The organism is Paracoccus sp. (in: a-proteobacteria) (assembly GCF_030538655.1).
Classification (GTDB): domain Bacteria; phylum Pseudomonadota; class Alphaproteobacteria; order Rhodobacterales; family Rhodobacteraceae; genus Paracoccus.
This window is the reverse complement of the sequence record NZ_JAUNTO010000021.1, coordinates 21,438-41,627: the sequence shown is the minus strand read 5'-3', so window position 1 is coordinate 41,627 and position 20,190 is coordinate 21,438. Positions and strand designations below refer to the sequence as shown.

At 62.4% G+C, this 20,190-nt stretch carries 20 protein-coding genes and 1 tRNA gene; 9 read left to right on the top strand and 12 right to left on the bottom strand.

Annotation, left to right across the window (positions count from 1 at the left end):
* Positions 1–315 precede the first annotated feature (315 nt).
* Together Q4G22_RS12985 and Q4G22_RS12980 are read left to right on the top strand one after the other, a co-directional pair.
* Positions 316–1,041, top strand: coding sequence for a hypothetical protein (locus Q4G22_RS12985; RefSeq protein ID WP_303386318.1), 726 nt, complete (start codon positions 316–318; stop codon positions 1,039–1,041).
* Between the two features lie 183 nt (positions 1,042–1,224).
* Positions 1,225–1,524, top strand: coding sequence for a hypothetical protein (locus tag Q4G22_RS12980; protein WP_303386317.1), 300 nt, complete (start codon positions 1,225–1,227; stop codon positions 1,522–1,524).
* Positions 1,525–1,700: 176 nt separating this feature from the next.
* Here Q4G22_RS12980 and Q4G22_RS12975 read toward each other — a convergent pair whose 3' ends face one another.
* From Q4G22_RS12975 to Q4G22_RS12965, 3 genes are all read right to left on the bottom strand, one after another.
* A complete protein-coding gene (locus Q4G22_RS12975) occupies positions 1,701–2,156 on the bottom strand; it encodes a hypothetical protein (protein WP_303386316.1) in 456 nt (151 codons plus the stop codon).
* Between the two features lie 187 nt (positions 2,157–2,343).
* Positions 2,344–2,427: transfer RNA gene (locus Q4G22_RS12970), tRNA-Tyr, on the bottom strand.
* A gap of 97 nt (positions 2,428–2,524) precedes the next feature.
* The gene (locus tag Q4G22_RS12965; RefSeq protein WP_303386315.1) at positions 2,525–3,076 is read right to left on the bottom strand and encodes an NYN domain-containing protein; all 552 of its coding nucleotides are present in this window, start codon (positions 3,074–3,076) and stop codon (positions 2,525–2,527) included.
* Between Q4G22_RS12965 and folK the strand changes: the two genes are divergently transcribed.
* From folK to Q4G22_RS12945, 4 genes are all read left to right on the top strand, one after another.
* Positions 3,049–3,735, top strand: a complete 687-nt coding sequence (gene folK, locus Q4G22_RS12960; protein WP_368661480.1) for a 2-amino-4-hydroxy-6-hydroxymethyldihydropteridine diphosphokinase — start codon at positions 3,049–3,051, stop codon at positions 3,733–3,735. The two genes, Q4G22_RS12965 and folK, sit on opposite strands and share 28 nt — an antisense overlap.
* Positions 3,736–3,805: 70 nt before the next feature.
* On the top strand, positions 3,806–4,162 hold the full coding sequence (gene rpoZ, locus Q4G22_RS12955; RefSeq protein ID WP_303386314.1) for a DNA-directed RNA polymerase subunit omega: 357 nt from the start codon (positions 3,806–3,808) through the stop codon (positions 4,160–4,162).
* Between the two features lie 25 nt (positions 4,163–4,187).
* On the top strand, positions 4,188–6,302 hold the full coding sequence (locus tag Q4G22_RS12950; RefSeq protein WP_303386313.1) for a bifunctional (p)ppGpp synthetase/guanosine-3',5'-bis(diphosphate) 3'-pyrophosphohydrolase: 2,115 nt from the start codon (positions 4,188–4,190) through the stop codon (positions 6,300–6,302).
* Positions 6,303–6,335: 33 nt separating this feature from the next.
* Positions 6,336–7,004: a DUF2062 domain-containing protein gene (locus Q4G22_RS12945; RefSeq protein ID WP_303386312.1), complete on the top strand. Its 669-nt coding sequence runs from the start codon at positions 6,336–6,338 to the stop codon at positions 7,002–7,004.
* On the opposite strand, the gene Q4G22_RS12940 is transcribed toward Q4G22_RS12945, so the two are convergent.
* Genes Q4G22_RS12940 through Q4G22_RS12915 form a run of 6 tightly spaced genes read right to left on the bottom strand, consistent with a single transcriptional unit; the run spans position 7,001 to position 13,514 of the window.
* Positions 7,001–7,897, bottom strand: coding sequence for a glyoxylate/hydroxypyruvate reductase A (locus tag Q4G22_RS12940; protein WP_303386311.1), 897 nt, complete (start codon positions 7,895–7,897; stop codon positions 7,001–7,003). The genes Q4G22_RS12945 and Q4G22_RS12940 overlap by 4 nt on opposite strands.
* The gene (rodA, locus tag Q4G22_RS12935) at positions 7,897–9,036 is read right to left on the bottom strand and encodes a rod shape-determining protein RodA (RefSeq protein ID WP_303386310.1); all 1,140 of its coding nucleotides are present in this window, start codon (positions 9,034–9,036) and stop codon (positions 7,897–7,899) included. The genes Q4G22_RS12940 and rodA overlap by 1 nt, the downstream gene beginning before the upstream one ends.
* A 10-nt stretch (positions 9,037–9,046) precedes the next feature.
* A complete protein-coding gene (mrdA, locus tag Q4G22_RS12930) occupies positions 9,047–10,996 on the bottom strand; it encodes a penicillin-binding protein 2 (protein ID WP_303386309.1) in 1,950 nt (649 codons plus the stop codon).
* Positions 10,993–11,532 (bottom strand): rod shape-determining protein MreD, encoded by a 540-nt coding sequence (locus tag Q4G22_RS12925; protein ID WP_303386308.1) that lies wholly within the window; start codon positions 11,530–11,532, stop codon positions 10,993–10,995. Before Q4G22_RS12925 ends, mrdA begins: the two co-directional genes overlap by 4 nt.
* Positions 11,525–12,466 (bottom strand): rod shape-determining protein MreC, encoded by a 942-nt coding sequence (gene mreC, locus Q4G22_RS12920; protein ID WP_303386307.1) that lies wholly within the window; start codon positions 12,464–12,466, stop codon positions 11,525–11,527. The genes Q4G22_RS12925 and mreC overlap by 8 nt, the downstream gene beginning before the upstream one ends.
* Positions 12,467–12,479: 13 nt before the next feature.
* Positions 12,480–13,514 (bottom strand): rod shape-determining protein, encoded by a 1,035-nt coding sequence (locus tag Q4G22_RS12915; protein WP_303361195.1) that lies wholly within the window; start codon positions 13,512–13,514, stop codon positions 12,480–12,482.
* Between the two features lie 228 nt (positions 13,515–13,742).
* On the opposite strand from Q4G22_RS12915, the gene Q4G22_RS12910 reads away from it, so the two are divergent.
* Positions 13,743–14,582, top strand: coding sequence for a glycosyltransferase (locus Q4G22_RS12910; RefSeq protein ID WP_303386306.1), 840 nt, complete (start codon positions 13,743–13,745; stop codon positions 14,580–14,582).
* A gap of 40 nt (positions 14,583–14,622) precedes the next feature.
* Here the strand turns inward: Q4G22_RS12910 and Q4G22_RS12905 are convergent, their stop codons facing one another.
* The 3 genes from Q4G22_RS12905 to Q4G22_RS12895 form a co-directional block, all read right to left on the bottom strand.
* A complete protein-coding gene (locus Q4G22_RS12905) occupies positions 14,623–16,188 on the bottom strand; it encodes a 2-isopropylmalate synthase (protein ID WP_303386305.1) in 1,566 nt (521 codons plus the stop codon).
* Positions 16,189–16,491: 303 nt separating this feature from the next.
* On the bottom strand, positions 16,492–16,950 hold the full coding sequence (locus tag Q4G22_RS12900; RefSeq protein ID WP_303386304.1) for an Lrp/AsnC family transcriptional regulator: 459 nt from the start codon (positions 16,948–16,950) through the stop codon (positions 16,492–16,494).
* A complete protein-coding gene (locus tag Q4G22_RS12895; protein WP_303386303.1) occupies positions 16,947–17,402 on the bottom strand; it encodes an Lrp/AsnC family transcriptional regulator in 456 nt (151 codons plus the stop codon). The genes Q4G22_RS12900 and Q4G22_RS12895 overlap by 4 nt, the downstream gene beginning before the upstream one ends.
* 131 nt (positions 17,403–17,533) lie before the next feature.
* Between Q4G22_RS12895 and ilvC the strand changes: the two genes are divergently transcribed.
* Positions 17,534–18,556 carry a ketol-acid reductoisomerase gene (gene ilvC, locus Q4G22_RS12890; RefSeq protein WP_303386302.1) on the top strand — a complete coding sequence of 341 codons (1,023 nt, stop codon included), beginning with the start codon at positions 17,534–17,536 and terminating at the stop codon, positions 18,554–18,556.
* 116 nt (positions 18,557–18,672) lie between these two features.
* Positions 18,673–20,136 carry an MATE family efflux transporter gene (locus Q4G22_RS12885; protein WP_303386301.1) on the top strand — a complete coding sequence of 488 codons (1,464 nt, stop codon included), beginning with the start codon at positions 18,673–18,675 and terminating at the stop codon, positions 20,134–20,136.
* The last annotated feature ends 54 nt before the right edge of the window (positions 20,137–20,190 follow it).

Sequence of the window (20,190 nt, the reverse complement as noted above, 5' to 3'; positions counted from 1 at the left end):
CTGGCACCTCCTGAATCATCGAACAAGGTTATAATCAATGGGTCCTGAACCTAGAAGTCCGATTTTCTGCATTGGAAAGGGCAAAGTGATGGCCCGCTTTCTCGCATCGCGCTTGCAGCGCCTTGAAGCCAAGCGCACGCCGCAGTTCCGGCCCATGCCGACCGCCGCGCTTGACCCCGAAACCGGCAAGATGACCGGCCTTTTCTGCCCGCCAATCCATTCCCGAACATCGCTTCATGGAAACAGTATGTGGCCCAATACCGCGACAAACTATTCACCGCGCAAAGCCGCGCGCCCGAATAAGGAACCTGACCAATGCCCAGCGAAACGCCTATCACCAACTTCAATCAATTCATGGCCGCGCGGTCCTACCTCGTGCCGACCGCCGAAGAAAAGCTGAAGGAGTTCCCCACCGCAACGATGATGGCGGCGAAACTTGGTTCGCCCGACGCCATGCCCAAGACCTTCGCGCAGGTTGAACCCATGATCCGTAGTCTTGCCGAAAACACCGAACGCGTGATCCGGCTGAACAAGGACACGACCAAGACGGAAAGCGCCCGCCATGAAGCGGCAAAGGTGCTGGCCGAACGCGTGTCGGCCATGGCCCGGATCATCAAGGACAACCTTGCCCACGATGCGGCCCGGATGCAGCGCGACGCCGCTGAAAAAATGACTGACGTGCTTGGCCCGCGCGATCACGCCCGCAAACGCGAGGTGCGCGATTGGATGCGCCAGACGCTTGCCAGCGGCGACGAAAACGCGGTCGCCACGGTCACAAACATCGCCAAGCGCGACCTTGAGACGGCGCGGGCTATCTGCGGGGCGGGCTTCCATCTTTGCGGCATGTCGGAACAGCTTCACGGCAAGGTTCGCGCATCACTGGTTAGCCAGTATGTGCCCGAAGTGGCGGAAATGCTGACCGAAGCCGCCGCCATCGAAAGCCGCCTGCCCAACTATGAAGCCTTGGTTCGTGACGTTCACGTGAACTTCTATCTGCCGCATCTGGCGCAGCAAGCCGCCGAAAGCCGGGTGGACGTGTAATCAGATGGGCACGGCTGAAACCCAAATCGCGCAAGTCGCCAAATGGTTTAGCGATAGTTCGCAAAGCTGGACGACGTATTTGGTGATTTGGTTATTCGGGGGAATTGGGCCGTGCTTCATCAGCTTGGCCTTGACCAAACCCCACGCCCTGACCTTGCGCCTTATATCAGGGACGGGGCGTTGGTGATCTATTCCCCACAGGCCAGCGGCCCCGGCGATCTGTCAGCGCCGCCGAACCAACCGCAGCCGGTGGAACGGGCGCTTCACCTGATTTGGGCGGCTGGCGCGGCGGGGGTCGATAGCGCGCTGCGCGTGCCGCCTGTGGCCGTGGTTGGCCTGTCCAGCGCGTCGCAGACCATCCGGGCCGCTATGACCGCTGCGGGGCTTCCCGTGGGCAATGACAGGGCGGCGTTGGCCGTGCCAGTCTATGCCTTTGAACCCGCCGAACGGACGCGGCTTCTGGCCCGCTTGCCGGTGCGATAAGGGATCGACGCCCCCGGTTGCGGGAACTTCCGGGGGGCGTTGATAGGGGCGGCAGATGCATTCGGGGCGTCTGCCGCCTTTTCATTTGCGTTCAATTAACGGAACTTCATAGGCTCCAAGCTGCCAAGCGCCCTGATAGTTTTTGACCAAGCCGTCTTGTGGAAGGTCCATGCCGCCTATTGCCGTAACCTGTCCCAAGCAGCGGCTAGCGCGTCGAAGTATGCCTGCCGCACGTCGTTCGGGCGGTAAAACTCACCGAAGCGAGGGTGCGGCGGTGCATCGCTGGGCCTGTTCAACAGTTCTTCGTAGGTCATAAACTGGCGAATGCCGCGCGCCATGGCGTCAATCAGCATATACAGCGGCCCGTCTTGAAGGTCGGCAAGTTCGACCTGTTTATCAACCAAAATGCCGCGTATCTCGCCCAACGACTTTAGGGCGTTGTCAATGCACCCGTCGCAGCATTCCCACGATGATAGAACGCGCCGGTCGGCAAGCCGGATGACAAGTTCACGGGCGATTTGCCGTTCCTTATCCTTTGGATTAACCGCAACACTGATGAACGGAAGGTTGAGCGTAACTTCCCCAACATGCTTGTCGCGCAGCCGCCGTGCGCGATCAAGCAGTTCGGTCATGTCAAAGCGAAAAGGAATGCTTCCAGTTCTCATGTCGCACCTTAACCCGCCGCATGTGGGCATCCAAACGCAGCCCATCATCACCTTTTCGTGATGACGCCAAGCCTTCGCCCGAAAGCCATCGGCTTAGGCAACTTTTAGGCAAAAGAGGTTCCGGGAAATATTTGCCAATTAAATCAAAGGCAAATGGTGGGCGACCCTGGAATCGAACCAGGCATGGGTCTCCCCGGCGGAGTTACAGTCCGCTGCCGCACCTTGCAGCACGTCGCCCCCGATGTCATCGCCCTGTGTCGAGCGCCTCGGCGTGGGGGGGTGATTAGCCCCCGCCGCCGGGGGCGTCAAGCAGATTTCGCCCCCGATTTTTCGTTTCACACCTCGGGGGTGGGATTCTCGCGCGGGGGGCGGCCGATGATGTCGCGCAATGCATCCAGTTCGATGAAATTATCGGCCTGCCGACGCAATTCGTCAGCGATCATCGGCGGCTGGCTGCGGATGGTGGACACGACCGACACGCGCAGGCCCTGACGCTGCAACGCCTCGACCAGCGGGCGAAAATCGCCGTCGCCAGAAAACAGCACGGCGTGATCCAGACGGGGGGCCAGCTCCATCGCATCGACGCACAGTTCGATGTCCATGTTGCCCTTGATTTTGCGGCGGCCCATGGCATCGGTGTATTCCTTGGCCGGCTTTGTCACCAGGCAGTAACCGTTGTAGTTCAGCCAATCGACCAGCGGACGGATGGGGGAATATTCCTCGCCCTCCAGCAGCGCGGTGTAATAATAGGCGCGGATCAGCTTGCCCCGGCGTTCGAACTCTTGTCGCAGCAGCTTGTAGTCGATGTCGAACCCAAGCGCCTTGGCAGCGGCATAGAGATTCGATCCGTCAATAAACAGTGCAAGCCTGTCATCTTTGTAAAACATTCGTTTTTGGCCTTCGTTTTTGCTGCGTGCTGGGTGAAACTGACTGCTCGGCTACAAATTCATATCGGCCGGACGGTCAGGGCAGACAATTGAAGCAATCATCACAAATCCTGCTTGCGCTTGGCGCGAATCTGCCGTCCCGGGCGGGCGATCCGGCACAGACACTGCGAACCGCGCTGGCGATCATGCACACACAGCCAGCAGTTTCAATCCGTGCAATCAGTCACTTTTGGACAACTCCTGCACATCCCGCAGAAAGTGGGCCGGATTTTTGCAATGCAGCCGCGATTTTGGCATGCGCCATGACGCCGCAGCAAGTGCTTGCTCTGCTGCACGACACGGAATCGCAACTGGATCGTCAACGACAGGGGCGCTGGTCGGCCCGGACCGCCGATCTGGATCTGATCGGCTGGGACGGTCTGGTTTTGCCTGATGCGCAGACTCAGGATGAATGGCGCGCCCTGCCCCCAAACCGCCAGCAGACCGAAACGCCCGATCAGCTGATCCTGCCGCACCCGCGGATGCAGGATCGCGGATTCGTGCTGGCCCCACTGGCCGAAATCGCGCCCGGCTGGCGGCATCCACGTATCGGAAAAACCGTGGCGCAGATGTTGGCCGCGCTGCCGCCGCAGGCGCTGAAAGGCATGGTTCGAACTTGACATTTCCTGCCAAGGCCATCAGTTATGCGTTTTCGCCCCGGATGTGCGATTCGCAAACAATAGGTGATTCATGGCCCGCGTGACCGTCGAAGATTGCGTTGACAAGGTTCCGAACCGGTTCGACCTGGTGATGCTTGCATCGCATCGTGCGCGTGAAATCACCGCCGGTGCCACGCTAAGCGTGGATCGCGACAATGACAAAAACCCCGTCGTCGCCCTGCGCGAAATCGCCGAAGAAACGCAGCCCGTTGATGATCTGCGCGAACGGATGATCGAATCCAGCCAGACCCAGATCGAGGTGGACGAGCCTGAGGAAGACGCGATGGCCCTGCTGTTGGGTGCCGAAGTAGATCGACCCAAGCCCGCCGACGAGGAATCCGAGGAACGGATGCTGCGTATGATGCTGGAAGCGAACCAGCGCGACTGATAGAAAGCAGAGGTCTTCGGCGGCGATGATGGATGTCGAAGACCTCATCGTTCTGGTGCGCAATTATAACCCGCGCTCGAACGCCAGCCTGATCCGCGCCGCCTATGACTATGGCCAGCGTATGCATGAGGGGCAGTTCCGCCACTCGGGCGAGCCATATTTCACCCATCCTGTCGCCGTCGCCGCAATCCTGACCGAAATGCGGCTGGATGATGCGACCATCGTCACCGCCCTGCTGCATGACACGATCGAGGACACCCGATCCACCTGGGAAGAGGTGCGGGAATTGTTCGGGCGCGATATTGCCGATCTGGTCGATGGCGTCACCAAGCTGACCAACCTGCAATTGTCAGGCGCACAGTCCAAACAGGCCGAAAATTTTCGCAAACTGTTCATGGCCATGTCGCGCGATCTGCGCGTTATTCTGGTCAAGCTGGCCGACCGGCTGCACAACATGCGCACCATCCGGTCGATGCGCCCCGACAAACAGTTGCAAAAAGCGCGTGAAACCATGGACATCTACGCCCCGCTGGCCGGGCGCATGGGGATGCAATGGATGCGCGAGGAACTGGAAGACCTTGCCTTCAAGGTCATCAACCCCGAGGCCCGCATTTCCATCATTCGCCGCTTTGTCAGTCTGCAAAAGGAATCGGGCGATGTGATCGGCCAGATTACCGCCGACATCCGCAGCGAACTGGAACGCGAAGGTATCGACGCAGATGTCTACGGCCGCGCGAAAAAGCCATTCTCTGTCTGGCGCAAGATGCAGGAAAAACAATTGGCCTTCAGCCGGTTGTCCGACATCTATGGATTTCGGATCATCACCCGGTCCGAGGCGGATTGCTATCGCGCGCTTGGCGTCATTCATCATCGCTGGCGTGCCGTGCCGGGCCGGTTCAAGGATTACATCAGCCAGCCCAAGGCCAACGGCTATCGCTCGATCCACACCACTGTATCGGGCCGCGATGGCAAACGGGTCGAGGTGCAGATCCGCACCCGCCAGATGCACGAGGTGGCCGAGGCGGGCGTCGCCGCGCATTGGGCTTACCGCGACGGTGTGCGCACGCAGAACCCCTTTGCCGTCGATCCGGCGGAATGGGTTGCCACGCTGACCGAACGCTTTGGCGAGGAAGACCACGACGAATTTCTGGAACACGTCAAGCTTGAGATGTATTCCGATCAGGTGTTCTGCTTTACCCCGCTTGGCGACGTGATCCAGTTGCCGCGCGGGGCAACGCCGATTGACTTTGCCTATGCGATCCACACACGTCTGGGCAATTCCTGCGTCGGTGCCAAGGTGGATGGCATTCGGGTGCCGCTGTGGACGCGCCTGAAAAACGGCCAGTCGGTCGAGGTGATCGCAGCCGCCGGCCAGCGTCCGCAGGCGACATGGCTGGACATTGTGGTCACGGGCCGTGCCAAGGCCGCGATCCGCCGTTCTCTGCGCGAGGAAGACCGCGACCGCTTTATCCGCCTTGGCGCGGAACTGGCCCGTGTAAGCTTTGAGCATGTCGGACGCAAGATCACGGACAAGGCGCTGCGCACCGCCGCCCGGCAGATGGGCCTGCAAGACGGCGACGAACTTCTGGCCCGGATCGGTAGTGCCGAAGTGTCGGTGCAGGCGGTTCTGTCCACGCTGTATCCCGAACTGGCACAACGGCAGGACGAGGTGGATTCCCGCCGCCCCTTCGCCGGGCTAGAGGCCGACACCAGTTTTCAGCGCGCCCCCTGCTGCAACCCGTTGCCGGGGGAACGGATCGTCGGCATCACCTATCGTGGCAAGGGGGTGGTGATCCACGCCATCGACTGCCCGGTTCTGGCCGAATACGAGGACAGCCCCGACCGCTGGGTCGATCTGCGCTGGCGCGAGGGGCATCACCCCGCCGCCTATTCCACCGTGCTCAGCCTGACGATCCGCCACGACGCGGGTGTTCTGGGCCGCATCTGCACGCTGATCGGCACGCAGGGGGCGAATATCTCGGATCTGGAATTCGTGAACCGCAAGCCCGACTTCTATCGCCTGCGGATCGAGGTCGAATTGCGCGACCGTGAACACCTGCACAACCTGCTGACCGCGCTTGAGGCCGAAAGTGACGTGGCGCAGGTCGCAAGGGTGCGTGACCCGGCTCGCAAACCGTGACAAAATAGCTCTGGTTCGCTCCTGAGGTTTCACGTGTTCAAACGCAAACCCCGCAGTTATGGCCAGATGGCGTCGAACATCGTCTATCCACGTGGCGGGTGGCGGCGTGCGGCACTGTATGTCATGCATCGGATGCAGCGCCTACCCGACCAACCGCACAGGATCGGACGTGGCTTTGCCGCCGGGGTCTATGTGTCGTTTACACCGCTGTTCGGCCTGCATTTCCTGCTGGCCGCAGCAATAGCCTGGCTGATCCGGGGCAATATCATCGCGTCGGCCTTGGGCACCTTTGTCGGCAATCCGGTGACGTTTCCCTTGATCGCCGTCATTTCCATCGGGTTGGGGCGGTATCTGCTGGGTGTTCCGGGCGATCTGTCGCCACAAATGATTTTTTACGAATTTTCCAGCGCGACCGGGCAGTTGTGGCACAATTTCCAGTCGCTGTTCGGACCAGAGACCGCACATTGGGACCGGCTGTCAGTGTTTTATTACAATCTGTTCCTGCCCTATACCGTGGGCGGGCTGATTATCGGCATCCCGGTTGCCCTGGCCTTTCATTATCTGACCGTGCCGATTTTCCGCGCCTATCAGCGCCGCCGGTCCAAGGCGATGGCCAAGCGTATCGCCCGCGCCACCCGAAACGCCCAAAAGATGGCACCGACAGACAATCCACCACCTCCACCACCCGCTGCCGCGCCCTAGTAACCCCGCGCGCGATCCACCAGATACAGCGGCGGCTGACCGGCCATCACACGGCGCAGGTTTTCAGCCACCACCTGCGCCGCCGATGCGGGCCGGGTTTCCGCGGCGATGTGCGGGGTGACGAACACCTGCGGATGCGACCAGAACGGATGGGCGGGCGGCAGCGGCTCGGTTCGGAATACGTCCAGCACGGCGCACCCCACCTGCCCCGCATCCAGCGCCGCCAGCAGCGCATCGTCATTAATCAATGTGCCGCGCCCCGGATTGATGATCCACGCACCGCGCGGCAGCATGGCCAGCCGCGCCGCGTTCAGCAGGTCGCGGGTATCAGGCGTGTCGGGCAAAAGGCAGAGCAGCACCTCGGCCCGTGCCAGCGCATCGGGCAAGCCCTCTGCCCCGGCCAGATCAGCCCCGCGCCCGGATGCCGACCAACCCGCCACATCAAAGCCGATGCCGCGCAGCATTGTGGCGACCGCGCGGCCCAATTCGCCCATGCCCAGCACGGTGACGCGGCGATCAACGGCCAGCGGCGGCACCTGTCCGTTGCGCCAGACGCCATCCTGCGCAAAGGCATCCATGTGCAGATGCGCGCGCATGGTCCAGCCGGTGCAATATTCGGCCATCCCCTGCCGCAACCCCGGATCAACCATCCGCGCCAGAGGCTGCGTCAGTGTCGTATTGCCGATGATGCGCTCGACCCCGGCCCACAGGCTCTGGACCAGTCGGACATTCGTATAGGGCGTGAAATCGGTGATTCCGCCCGGTGCATAGATGATGGCATCGAACGCATCGGGCGGGCCATCCGGGCGCAAGTCCATTTCAGGGCAGGCCGCGCGCAAGGCCGGTGTCCATGCGGGCCAATAACCATCGGGGGCAGACAGCAAAACGCGCATCATCGTGGCCTGTGGACATGGGCCGACTGCACCAGCCCGAACCCGATCATCAGAATCATCAGCGAGGTGCCGCCATAACTGACCAGAGGCAGCGGCGATCCTTTGGCCGGCAGCAGCCCCATTACCGTCGCCATATTGATGGCAAAATACAAAAAGAACGTGCCGCTGATGCCGATGGTAATCAGGCTGGCAAAGCGGTCGCGGTTGGTCAGCGCCGAATACAGGCAGAACCCCACGATCAGCAGATACAGCGCCAGCAGCGATGACGCACCGATAAAGCCGAACTCCTCGGCCAGCACGGTAAAGATGAAATCGGTGTGCTTTTCGGGCAGAAAATTCAGCCGCGACTGTGTGCCCTGCATAAAGCCGCGCCCCGACCAGCCGCCCGAGCCAAGCGCGATCTGGCTTTGGATGATGTTATAGCCCGCCCCCAGCGGATCGGCGGTCGGGTCCAGAAAGGTGTCGATACGGCGGAACTGGTAATCCTTCAGCAATTGCCAGTCGGTGCCACGGCTTTGCATCACCGCCACCACCAGCCCGACGGCCATGGCGATCACGACTCCGAAATACCACAGCGAAACCCCTGCCGCGAACATCACGATCCCGCCGCCCGTCACCAGCATGATCGAGGTGCCCAGATCTGGCTGGATCAGCACCAGCGCGGTTGGCGCCAGGATCAGCACCACCGGGATCAGCACCCACAGCGGGCGCGACACCCGGTCCGGGTCCAGCCAGTCGTAATAGGCCGCCAGCAGCAGGATCAGCGCGATCTTCATCAATTCCGATGGTTGCAACCGGATCGGGCCAAGGTCGATCCACCGCTGCGCCCCCATGCCGATGGTGCCGAACAGATCCACCGCCACCAGCAGCAGAAAGCACAGCACATAGAACGGGACCGAGATCCCGCGCCAGAACCACATCGGCACAAAGGCCAGCCCGATCATCATCACCATACCGACGGCAAAGCGATACATCTGCGGCTCGGCCCAGGTGTCCGCCCTGCCCCCGGCGACCGAGATCAGCATCAGAAACCCGGTGCAGGCAACCGCCGTAATCAGGAATACCAGCGGCCAGTTGATGAACAGAAACTTGCGCAGCCCGGTCGGGGTCTGGGCAACCTGATAGTTCAGATAAGCCATGCCGCGCCCCTTATGCCCGCGTCCGCGCGGCGGGGGCTGGTTCGGGTTCGAACAGCTCCATCGCTTCGTTACGGTCGCGCATCGGCACCTGCTGATCCGAGGGCACCGCGCTCAGCGGCGGCAGCCCGCCCGCCAGCGCAAACAGCAGGATGTCGCGCCCAATCGGTGCCGCAGCGGTGGACCCGCCGCCGCCATGTTCCACCACGACCGACACGGCATAGCGCGGGTTGTCATAGGGGGCATAGCAGACGAACAGTGCGTGGTCGCGCCGGTTCCACGGCAGTTGATCGTTGCGGATCACCCCACGCGCACGTTCAGCGGCGGTGATGTTGCGCACCTGGCTGGTGCCGGTCTTGCCCGCCATGCGCCACTCATCCGGCAGGATACGCGACCGTTTCGCGGTGCCACGGGCGCTGTTCATCACCGCATCCATACCGCGCCGGGCGACACGCAGGTTGGCGGCGCTGATATCCAGTTCCGGGAACGGCGTGTCAGGGATCTGCGACACGCCGTTGATGGCGCGGATCAGCCGGGGCTCGACCGCACGCCCCGAAGCGATGCGCGCCGTCATCACCGCCAGTTGCAAGGGCGAGGCCAGCACATAGCCCTGCCCGATCGAGGCGTTCAGGCTGTCACCGACCTGCCATTCCTGGTCATAGCGCGCACGCTTCCACGCGCGGTCAGGGGCGATGCCCTCGGCCACCGCCGACATGGGCAGATCGTGGCGCACCCCGATGCCCAGCTTGCGCGCCATCGCGGCGATACGGTCGATGCCGATACGCTGTGACAGGTCGTAATAGTAAACGTCGCAGCTTTCTTCCAAACTTTTGATCGCGTCCACACTGCCATGCCCACCCCTGCTCCAACAGTGAAAGCGGCGACCGCCCGCGGTGGTGTAGCCGGGGCAATAAGACCGCCAGCCCGCGTTGATGATGCCCGATTCCAGCCCGGCCAGCAGCGTCACCATCTTGAAGGTGGACCCCGGCGGGTAAACCCCCTGCACCGTCTTGTCGGCCAGCGGGCGGTGATCGTGTTCCATCAGAAAACGATAATCAGCACTGGAAATGCCGCGCACAAAAGCATTCGGGTCAAAGGTCGGTGCCGAGGTGATCGAGATCAACTCGCCCGTGCGCACATCCATGACGACGGCAGCCGCGCTTTCATCGCCAAGCCGCTGTTCGGCATAGTTTTGCAGCCGCGCGTCGATGGTCAGCTGCACGGTGCTGCCCTGAATACCTTCTTGTCGGCCCAGTTCGCGCATCTCGCGACCGGCACTGTTCACCTCGACCCGGCGGGCACCGGCGCTGCCGCGCAGCACGTCTTCCAGCTTGGATTCGATACCGACTTTGCCCAGTTGGAACTCCGGCAAGCGCAGCACCGGATCGGGTTCCTCGATCCGGGACAGGTCGTAATCGCTGACCGGCCCGACATAGCCCATCACATGCGCCAGATCGCCCTTGCGCGGGTAACTGCGCGACAGGCCCGATTCCAGCGTCACCCCGCGCAGGGCCGGGCCGTTCACCGCGATGGTGCTGAACTGATCCCATGTCAGCCGGTCGGCAATGCTGATCGGCGTGATGGCGCTGCGTTTGGAAAACTCTTCTAACAGCGCGGCAATGCGGTCGTCGGGCAGCGGGATCAGCCGCGACAGCGCGCGCAGCACGCCCTCGACATCGCCACCCGCATCTTCGCGCGTCAGCGTCACGCGATAGTTCTGTTCGTTGCCCGCCACCAGCACGCCATTGCGGTCGTGGATCAGCCCCCGCGCCGGAGGCAGCAGCCTGATCTTGATCGAGTTGCCATCCGACAGCAGTCTGTATTCATCGGCATGGTCAAGCTGCATCGACCGCATTTTCCAGCCAAGCGCCCCCGCGACGCCCAGTTGCATCGCGCCCAGCATCAGGCCGCGCCGCCCGATCTGGCGGCTGCTTTCGATGATTTCACGGGGAGATTTTCTCATCTCGACCTCCCAAGATTGTCGGCATCCGCCGGGCTGATACGGCGCAGCCCAAGCGTCCAGCGCGCCACGACCACCACCAGCGGATAGGCCGCCACAGTTGCGATATATTGCAGCATCACCTGCCCCAAGGCCGGAACCGGCAGCAGAACCAAAACCTGCACAATGCGATAGCCCAGCATCATCACCCCGATCAGGATCGACACGCGCAGCCATTCAACCATGAAGGGATGCTCGCGCCAACGCTGTTCACGCAAGCGTGCAGATTCTGTCCCCAGCAGAACGATCAGCGCCCACAGGCCGATGGGGCGATACAGTATGATATCTTCGACCAAAAACAGCACGGCGATCAACAGCGCGGGCACCTGTGCGGGGCGGCGCAGCACCCAGGCAAAGGTCAGGCACAGGCCCAGATCAGGGCCGGGCCAGCCCACCGTCCCCGCGTTCAGCGGCAAAAGCCGCACGAACAGCAGGCCAAGGATACAGATGCAGAACAGGCCCGTGCCCATCAGCATCCGCCCGCGCGCACCCTCAATCATCGGCGGAATCCGCAGGCGCGTCAGCCGGGCTGCCGGTAAAGCCGGGCATCAGGTCGATGTCCTGTTCGGGCGCCGACGGCACGACCCCCTGGGTAATCAGCGATCCGCTGTCAGGCAGCACCTCGCCCGGCTGGCTGCGGACGACGCGCAGGAACTCCAGCCGGCCATAGTCGGCGGCCATGCTTAACCGCATCCGCCGGTCGGCCCCCTGCGCGACCTGCCCGACCAACAACCCCGGCGGAAACACCCCGCCATCGCCCGAGGTCACGACCCGGTCGCCGGGGCGAACGTTTTCCGGTCCCTCGATAAAATCCAGCACCGGACGCGACGTGTTATCGCCGCTCAACAGCGCGTGCTGACCCGAGGGCTGGACCGTCACCGGCACCCGGCTGCTTGGGTCGGTCAGCAACAGAACGCGGCTGGTGCGTTCACCCACGCCGGAAATGCGCCCGACCAGCCCCAGTCCGTCCATGGTGGCCCAACCATCCATAATTCCGTCGCGCGCGCCGACATTCAGCAGCACCGACTGACGAAAGGCCGTGCCGCTGTCCACCGTCACCATCCCCGTGACCGAGGTCAGCGCCGGATCAATCCGCACATTGTTCTGCGCCAACAGCTTGGCGTTTTCCTGCTCCAGCTGAACGGCGGCTTCTTTCCACGCCGTCATCCGCTGCAATTCGCGGCGAAGTTCCTGATTTTGTTCGTAAAGCCGCGAATAGGACTGAAAGCCCGCCACCATCTGGCTGAGCCTGGTCACAGGCACCAAAGCCCATTCGAACGAGGGCACGAAGCGGTCGATCAACGCCACCCGTGCCCGTTCGGCGCGCGGGCTGTCGATGCGCCAGAACAGGAACATGGTCAGCAGGACCAGTGCCAGCAGGGCGATCAGCACCCGCCGCAGCGGCGTGATATAGTCCGGCCCTCTGGCTGCCACGGCGCGTCGCCCGTCAGCTGTCGTAGTCGATGACGTGGCGCAGCTGCTTTTCGTATTCCAGCGCCTTGCCGGTGCCAAGCGCAACGCAGCTCATCGGTTGATCGGCCAGCGTGATCGACAAGCCGGTCTGTTCGCGCAGCGCCAGATCCAGATCGCCCAGCATCGCCCCGCCGCCGGTCAGCATGACACCGCGATCCACGATGTCGGCGGCCAGATCGGGCGGCGTCGCCTCTAGCGCGACCATCACCGCCTCGCAAATCGCCTGCACGGGTTCCGACAGCGCCTCGGCGACCATGGCCTGGGTAATCTCGATTTCCTTGGGAATACCGTTCAGCAGATCGCGCCCGCGCACCATCAGCGTGGCCCCGCGCCCGTCATCGGGCATCCGCGCGGTGCCGATGCTGGTCTTGATCCGTTCCGCCGTCGATTCCCCGATCAGCAGGTTCTGGTTGCGGCGCAGATAGTTGATGATCGCCTCGTCCATGCGGTCGCCGCCGATGCGAACCGAGCGCGCATAAACCACATCACCCAGCGACAGAACCGCGACTTCGGTGGTGCCGCCGCCAATATCGACCACCATCGAACCAGTGGGTTCGGTAATCGGCATCCCCGCGCCAATCGCCGCCGCGATCGGTTCGGCGATCAGCCCGGCCTTGCGCGCGCCTGCCGACAAAACCGACTGCCGGATCGCCCGCTTTTCCACCGGGGTCGCGCCATGAGGAACGCAGACGATGATCTTGGGCTTGCTGAACGTCGTGCGCCGGAAAACCTTTTTGATGAAATGCTTGATCATCTGTTCGGCGCTGTCGAAATCGGCGATGACGCCTTCGCGCATCGGGCGGATCGCCTCGATGCTGCCGGGGGTGCGGCCCAGCATCAGTTTCGCATCCTCGCCCACGGCCAGCACCTGTTTCTTGCCGTCCTTGACATGATAGGCCACGACCGAGGGTTCGTTCAGAATGATACCCTTGCCCTTGACATAGACCAGCGTATTGGCCGTGCCCAAATCAATCGCGATGTCGGTCGAAAACAACCCGCCAAATGCCATGCCTGCTATCCTTTCGTGCCGGTTTTCCGGCCTGCCCGTCTGCCCGTGCCCGCCCCATGTGCGGACGGCGCGGAATCGCCCCACGCCATGGCGTGGCCCCATATAGAGGCACGCGCGCCCGTGTAAAAGCCCGTTAAGCGTGTAACGGGCGAGGTTTCGCCATCTGTTGACCGCGACGGGTGCGACCGTTACCCAGCATCAGCCCGATTACCCGCATCCGAGGTCCACGTGCCCCGCCCCGTCATCCTTGGCATCTGCCGGTTTTCTTATCTGGGCCAGTCGGATTTCGCGGCCTTTCGCGGTCGCCCCGAGCGGACCGAGGAGTTTCTGGCAGGCGTCGCCGCCGATCTCTATGCTGATAACCGTATGGCCGCGCGGTTTCATGCCTTTGAAACCATCTGCCTGCCTTCGGTTCTGGCGCAGCGGCAGCCGGGTTTCGTGTTCCTGGTCGTCACCTCGACCCGAATGCCCGCGCCCTGGCTGAACCGGCTGCGCGGCCTGTGTGATGGCCATGACGAAATTCAACTGCTGGTGACAGACGAAACCGACCTGAGCGACGCGCTGCGCCCCACCCTACTGGAACTGCACAAGGCCAGCGATGGCGATCTGGTGCAGTTCCGGCTGGATGACGACGATGCGCTGGCCGTTGATTACATCCTCCGCCTGCGTGGCCTTGCCCGGCGCATGGCTGGGATCGACCAATATGCCATCAGCTTTGCACGCGGGCTGAATGTGGCGCTGTATCCGGGCCAGGCGATGGCCTTGCTGGAAATGAACCTGCCGTTTCTGGGTGGCGGGCTGGCGATGCGCATGGCCAATCCGCAGCAGAGCCTGTTTACCCGCCCGCATTTCCGCGCGGGCCAGCAGATGACCAGCCTGATCGCGCATGATGCCCCGGCCACTCTGCTGCTGCGCTGGCCGTCAGATTCGCGTGCGCTGGATCTGAACCAACTGCCGCCCTATCTGACGCGGCTGGACCCTGCGGCCTTTGACGCCAGCCTGAACCGGCATTTTCCATTTCTGGCCGGGATCGACTTTGACGGCCTGCGCCCGGCCCATTGGGCATAGGCCAACCGGGGGCACAGCCAAGGCACCCCCGGCCAATCCGTCAATGCGAATACATGCTGATCTGTTTCGCATCCGCATCCGGCCCGGTCATGGCACGGCGCACGATCAGCCGGTTCAACGCCCCGGCATAGGCCTTGACGCTGGCCAGAATCGTGTCGGTATCCGCCGCCTGCCCGGTGGCGATCCGCCCATCCTCTTCCAGCCGGACGGAAACGGTGGCCTGTGCATCCGTGCCCTCGGTCACGGCATGAACCTGATACAGTTGCAGAATCGCATTATGCGGGAACAACGCGTTAACACAGTTAAAGGCCGCATCCACCGGCCCGTCGCCATGCATCTCAACCGTTTTTTCCGCACCATCCACAACCATCGACAGACTGGCCAGCGCAGGCTCTCCGCCGCCACAGACCACGCGCAGATGTTTGACCTGCAAATGATCGTCGCCCGTGTTCGCGGTGCTGTCCTGCATCAGTGCAATCAGGTCTTCGTCAAAGATTTCCTTCTTGCGGTCAGCCAGTGCCTTGAAGCGGACAAACACATCCTTCAACTGATTATCACCCACGTCAAAGCCCAGATCGGCCAGCTTGGCCCGCAGCGCCGCCCGGCCCGAGTGTTTGCCCATCGCGATATTGGCGGCGGTCAGGCCGATGTCCTCGGGGCGCATGATTTCAAAAGTTTCGACGTTCTTCAGCACGCCGTCCTGATGGATGCCGGATTCGTGCAGAAAAGCGTTCTTGCCGACGATCGCCTTGTTGAACTGCACCGGAAAGCCGGAAACCTGCGCCACCCGCCGCGACAGCCCCATGATTTTCGTCGTATCAATCCCCGTGCTGAACGGCATGATGTCATTACGCACGCGCATGGCCATCACGACCTCCTCCAGCGCGGTGTTGCCGGCGCGTTCGCCCAGACCGTTGATGGTGCATTCGATCTGCCGCGCCCCCGCCTCGACCGCCGCAAGCGCGTTCGCCGTCGCCATGCCCAGATCGTTGTGGCAATGGGTGGCGAAGATGATGTTATCCGCGCCCGGCACCCGTTCCAGCAGCATACGAATCAGGTCAGCCGACTCGCGCGGGGCGGTATAGCCAACCGTATCGGGAATATTGATCGTCGTTGCACCGCAGCGGATGGCGATTTCCACCACGCGGCACAGGTAATCATGTTCCGTCCGCGTCGCATCCATCGGCGACCACTGCACGTTGTCGCACAGATTGCGGGCGTGGGTGACGGTCTGTTCGATCCGCTCGGCCATCTGGTCCATGTCCAGGTTCGGAATCGCCCGGTGCAGCGGCGAGGTGCCGATAAAGGTGTGGATACGCGGGCGGCGAGCGTGTTTCACCGCCTCCCAGCAGCGGTCGATGTCGGGGATCTGTGCCCGCGCCAGCCCGCAGATCACGCTGTTCTGCGCCTGTTTCGCAATCTCGGACACGGCGGCGAAATCGCCCTCGGATGCGATGGGGAAGCCCGCCTCGATAATATCGACGCCCATTTCGTCCAGCATCTGGGCGATTTCCAGCTTTTCGGCGTGGGACATGGTGGCACCCGGCGACTGTTCGCCATCGCGCAGGGTGGTATCAAAGATGTAAACGCGGTTCTTGTCGGTCATAACGCTGTCTTTCGCTGAGTTCTCGGGGAAACCGGGCACCAACCTGACTGAGCGGCGGCCCGGCGGACCCGCTCAGCGCAGCGTAAGCAGCAGCAGACCACGGAGGTTCACGGCCAAGGGCGCGCCAAAGCGCGTGCCGGTCTGAACAAAAATGTGGCGGGTCCGTGTCATAGCGCGAACTATGCCGCCCCAAATCCGCGATGAAAAGAGGAAAAATACACCCGGCACATATTCGGCCCGCACCGTCAAGACACGGCCCCGCTTGCCGTTTGCCCAAATATGCATCTTGGGGCGCGACCGCACCTACCCGCCCAAAGGGCCGGGCCTGCGTTCCTCGGACAGCATAACGTTGGCTTCAACTTGGCCCACGCCGGGCAAGGTCATGATCCGCCGCCGCAGGATACGCTCGAAATCGGAAATATCGCGGGCGGTGATACGCAGCCGGTAATCGAACTGGCCCAGAACGTGCTGGACCAGCTGCACCTCGGGGATGGCAGTCACGGCGCGTTCAAAATCCTCAAGGCTGGTGCGACCCTTGGTGGCCAGCCGGATGCCCAGAAACACCGTCACCCCGAACCCGAGCGCGGCATTATCCAGCTCCACCCGCCGCCCCCGGATCACACCCGTCTCGGTCAGCCGCCGGATCCGCCGCCACGCAGCAGGCTGGCCGATCCCGACCGCCCGCCCGATTTCCGCCGCGCTTTGGGTGGCGTCGCGCGCCAGCAGCCGCAGGATTGCCAGATCAGTTGCGTCGGGGGTCATAGCGGTAAGGCCCCGCTGTCTTTGATCGTGCTGACCAGCATCAGCGCATCTAGATCAGACACATGCGGCAGGGTCAGGATACGGTCGCGATAGACCTGCTGCCAATGCGCCATATCCCGCGCGATCACCGACAGGCGGATATCAACGCTACCCAGAAATGTCTGAATTTCCGTGACTTCCGGCACTTCGCGGGCGGCGGCCAGAAATTCATCAAAGGCGCGCGGGTTGGTCTTGTCCAGCGTAAAGCGCAGGCTGACCTCAACCTCCCATCCGAGGGCGCGCCAGTCGATCCGCGCTTCGATCCCGCGCAGAACGCCGGTGGCGCGCAGCCGGTCCAGCCGCCGCCACAGGCTGGCCTGCGTGACCGCGGCGCGTTCGGCCAATTCGGGGTTGGGCAGGTCAGGGTCGGCCAAAAGCTGGCGCAGGATGCGGCGGTCGGTGGCGTCAGGCATGATTTATTCGTTTAGCAGAACTTTAAGGCATGAACATCTCTTATTTATCGCCTATTGTGCGAAGAATGAACAGACACGCCGCGCCGCAGCGGTTAGAAAACCCGCATCGAAACGCTATCAGGGAAAAGATCATGCGCGTTTACTACGACCGCGATTGCGACGTGAACCTTATCAAAGACAAGAAAGTCGCCATCCTTGGCTATGGCAGCCAGGGCCACGCCCATGCGCTGAACCTGCGCGATTCGGGCGCCAAGAACGTGGTCGTCGCGCTGCGCGAAGGCAGCCCATCCAAGGCCAAGGCCGAGGGCGAGGGCCTGCAAGTGATGGAGATCGCCGAGGCCGCCAAATGGGCCGACCTGATCATGTTCACCATGCCCGACGAATTGCAGGCGGAAACCTATAAGAAATACGTCCATGACAACCTGCGCGAAGGCGCGGCGATCGCCTTTGCGCACGGGCTGAACGTCCATTTCGGCCTGATCGAGCCGAAAAAAGGCGTCGATGTCATCATGATGGCCCCCAAAGGCCCCGGCCACACCGTGCGCGGCGAATACACCAAAGGCGGCGGCGTGCCGTGCCTTGTGGCGGTGCATAACGACGCCTCAGGCAAGGCGATGGATCTGGCGCTGTCCTATTGCTCGGCCATCGGCGGCGGGCGCTCGGGGATCATCGAGACGAACTTCCGCGAGGAATGCGAAACCGACCTGTTCGGCGAACAGGCGGTTCTGTGCGGCGGTCTGGTTGAACTGATCCGCATGGGCTTTGAAACGCTGGTCGAGGCGGGATATGAGCCGGAAATGGCCTATTTTGAATGCCTGCACGAAGTGAAACTGATCGTCGATCTGATCTATGAAGGCGGCATCGCCAACATGAACTATTCGATCAGTAACACGGCGGAATATGGCGAATATGTCAGCGGCCCGCGCATCCTGCCCTATGAGGAAACCAAGGCGCGGATGAAGGCGGTCCTGACCGACATCCAGACCGGCAAATTCGTGCGCGACTTCATGCAGGAAAACGCCGTCGGCCAGCCCAGCTTCAAGGCGACCCGCCGCATCAACGACGAACACCAGATCGAACAGGTCGGCGCAAAGCTGCGCGAGATGATGCCGTGGATTTCCAAAGGCAAAATGGTGGACAAGGCGCGCAACTGATCGCGCGGAAAACCGGATCGGGGCGCCCCTGCGGCGCCCTTTTTCGTTTCTGGCGGCTGGACATCGCGCCTACATCAGATAATCCGGCAAGGAACCTGCCCGAAAGGACAAGTGCCATGGCATCTGGCAACAACCTCGTCACCGCCCCTATCGCCACCACATTGCTGGCCTTTGCACTGCCGACGCTGGCGGCCTCCATGTTGCAATCGGCGAATGGATCGATTGATACGATCTGGGTCGGGCGGTTGCTTGGCGCGGATGCGGTGGCGGCGACGACGAATGGCAATCTGGTCATGTTCCTGATGACCGCCTTCGTCTTTGGCTTTGGCATGGCCGCCACAATTCTGATCGGCCAAGCCTTCGGGCGCGGCGATATCGAGACCTCGCGCCGGATCGTCGGCACCACGGTCGGCACCTTTGTGCCCGTGGCGCTGGTTCTGGCGCTGGTCGGCTGGTTTCTGGCCCCCGACGTGCTGGCCCTGCTGGGCACCGATCCGGCAATCACCCCGCTGGCCCGCGATTTCCTGCGCGTCACGTTTGTGGCGCTGCCTGCGATCTTGCTGATGACCATGCTGATGATGGCCCTGCGCGGCAGCGGAGATGCGATCACGCCACTGATCTTTATGGCGCTGGCGGTTGTGCTGGATGTGGTGCTGAACCCGGTGTTCATCCTTGGCCTTGGCCCCGCGCCGCGCATGGGGATCGGCGGGTCTGCCTTTGCCATGGCGGTCGCGAACTATATCGCGCTGGCCGCGATGCTGCTGTGGATCTATGCGCGCGACCTGCCATTGCGGCTGCGCGGCGAAGAATTGGCGTGGCTGCGCCCGGACATGTCGATCCTTGCGCTGATGCTGCGCAAGGGGTTGCCGATGGGCTTGCAGATGATCGTCGTGTCAGGCTCGATGCTGGCGATGATGCGGCTGATCAACCATCAGGGCGTGGATACCACGGCGGCTTTTGGTGCCACGCAGCAGATCTGGACCTATGTGCAGATGCCGGCGATGGCGCTTGGCGCGGCGGTCAGTGCCATGGCGGCGCAGAATATCGGCGCGGGCCGATGGGACCGGGTCGATCAGATCACCCGCATCGGCGTCATCTATAACCTGTTCCTGACCGGAGCACTGGTCGCGCTGCTGCTGGCCGCCGACCGGCAGGCAATGCAGATCTTTCTTGCCAGCGATGCCGATGCCGTCACCATCGGAGAACATATCGCCTGGCTGGCGACCTGGGGCTTTATCCCCTTTGGTGTGACCATGGTGCTGTTCGCGACGATCCGCGCCAATGGTCAGGTGTTCTGGCCACTGGTGATACTGTTCGTGTCGATGTTCCCGGTCCGCCTTGGCTTTGCCTATGGTCTGCAAGGGGTTCTGGGCGCCGACGCCATCTGGCTCAGCTTTCCGGCCGGAATGATTGCGACCATGATGATGGCCGTATTGCTGTATCGTTATGGCAACTGGCGGTCTGAACAGGACATGCAGATCAGCACCTCGCCCGAAACACGCCCCGCTGCCGCATCACTGTATTGCGAGGCCGGGCCACCCGGTGCCATCCGGTCGGGCAATGCGCCGCCTGCTGTCTGAAGCTTTGTTCTTTTTCATCGCGCGCGCTGGCAAACGCCCCCGCAATCCGGCTTT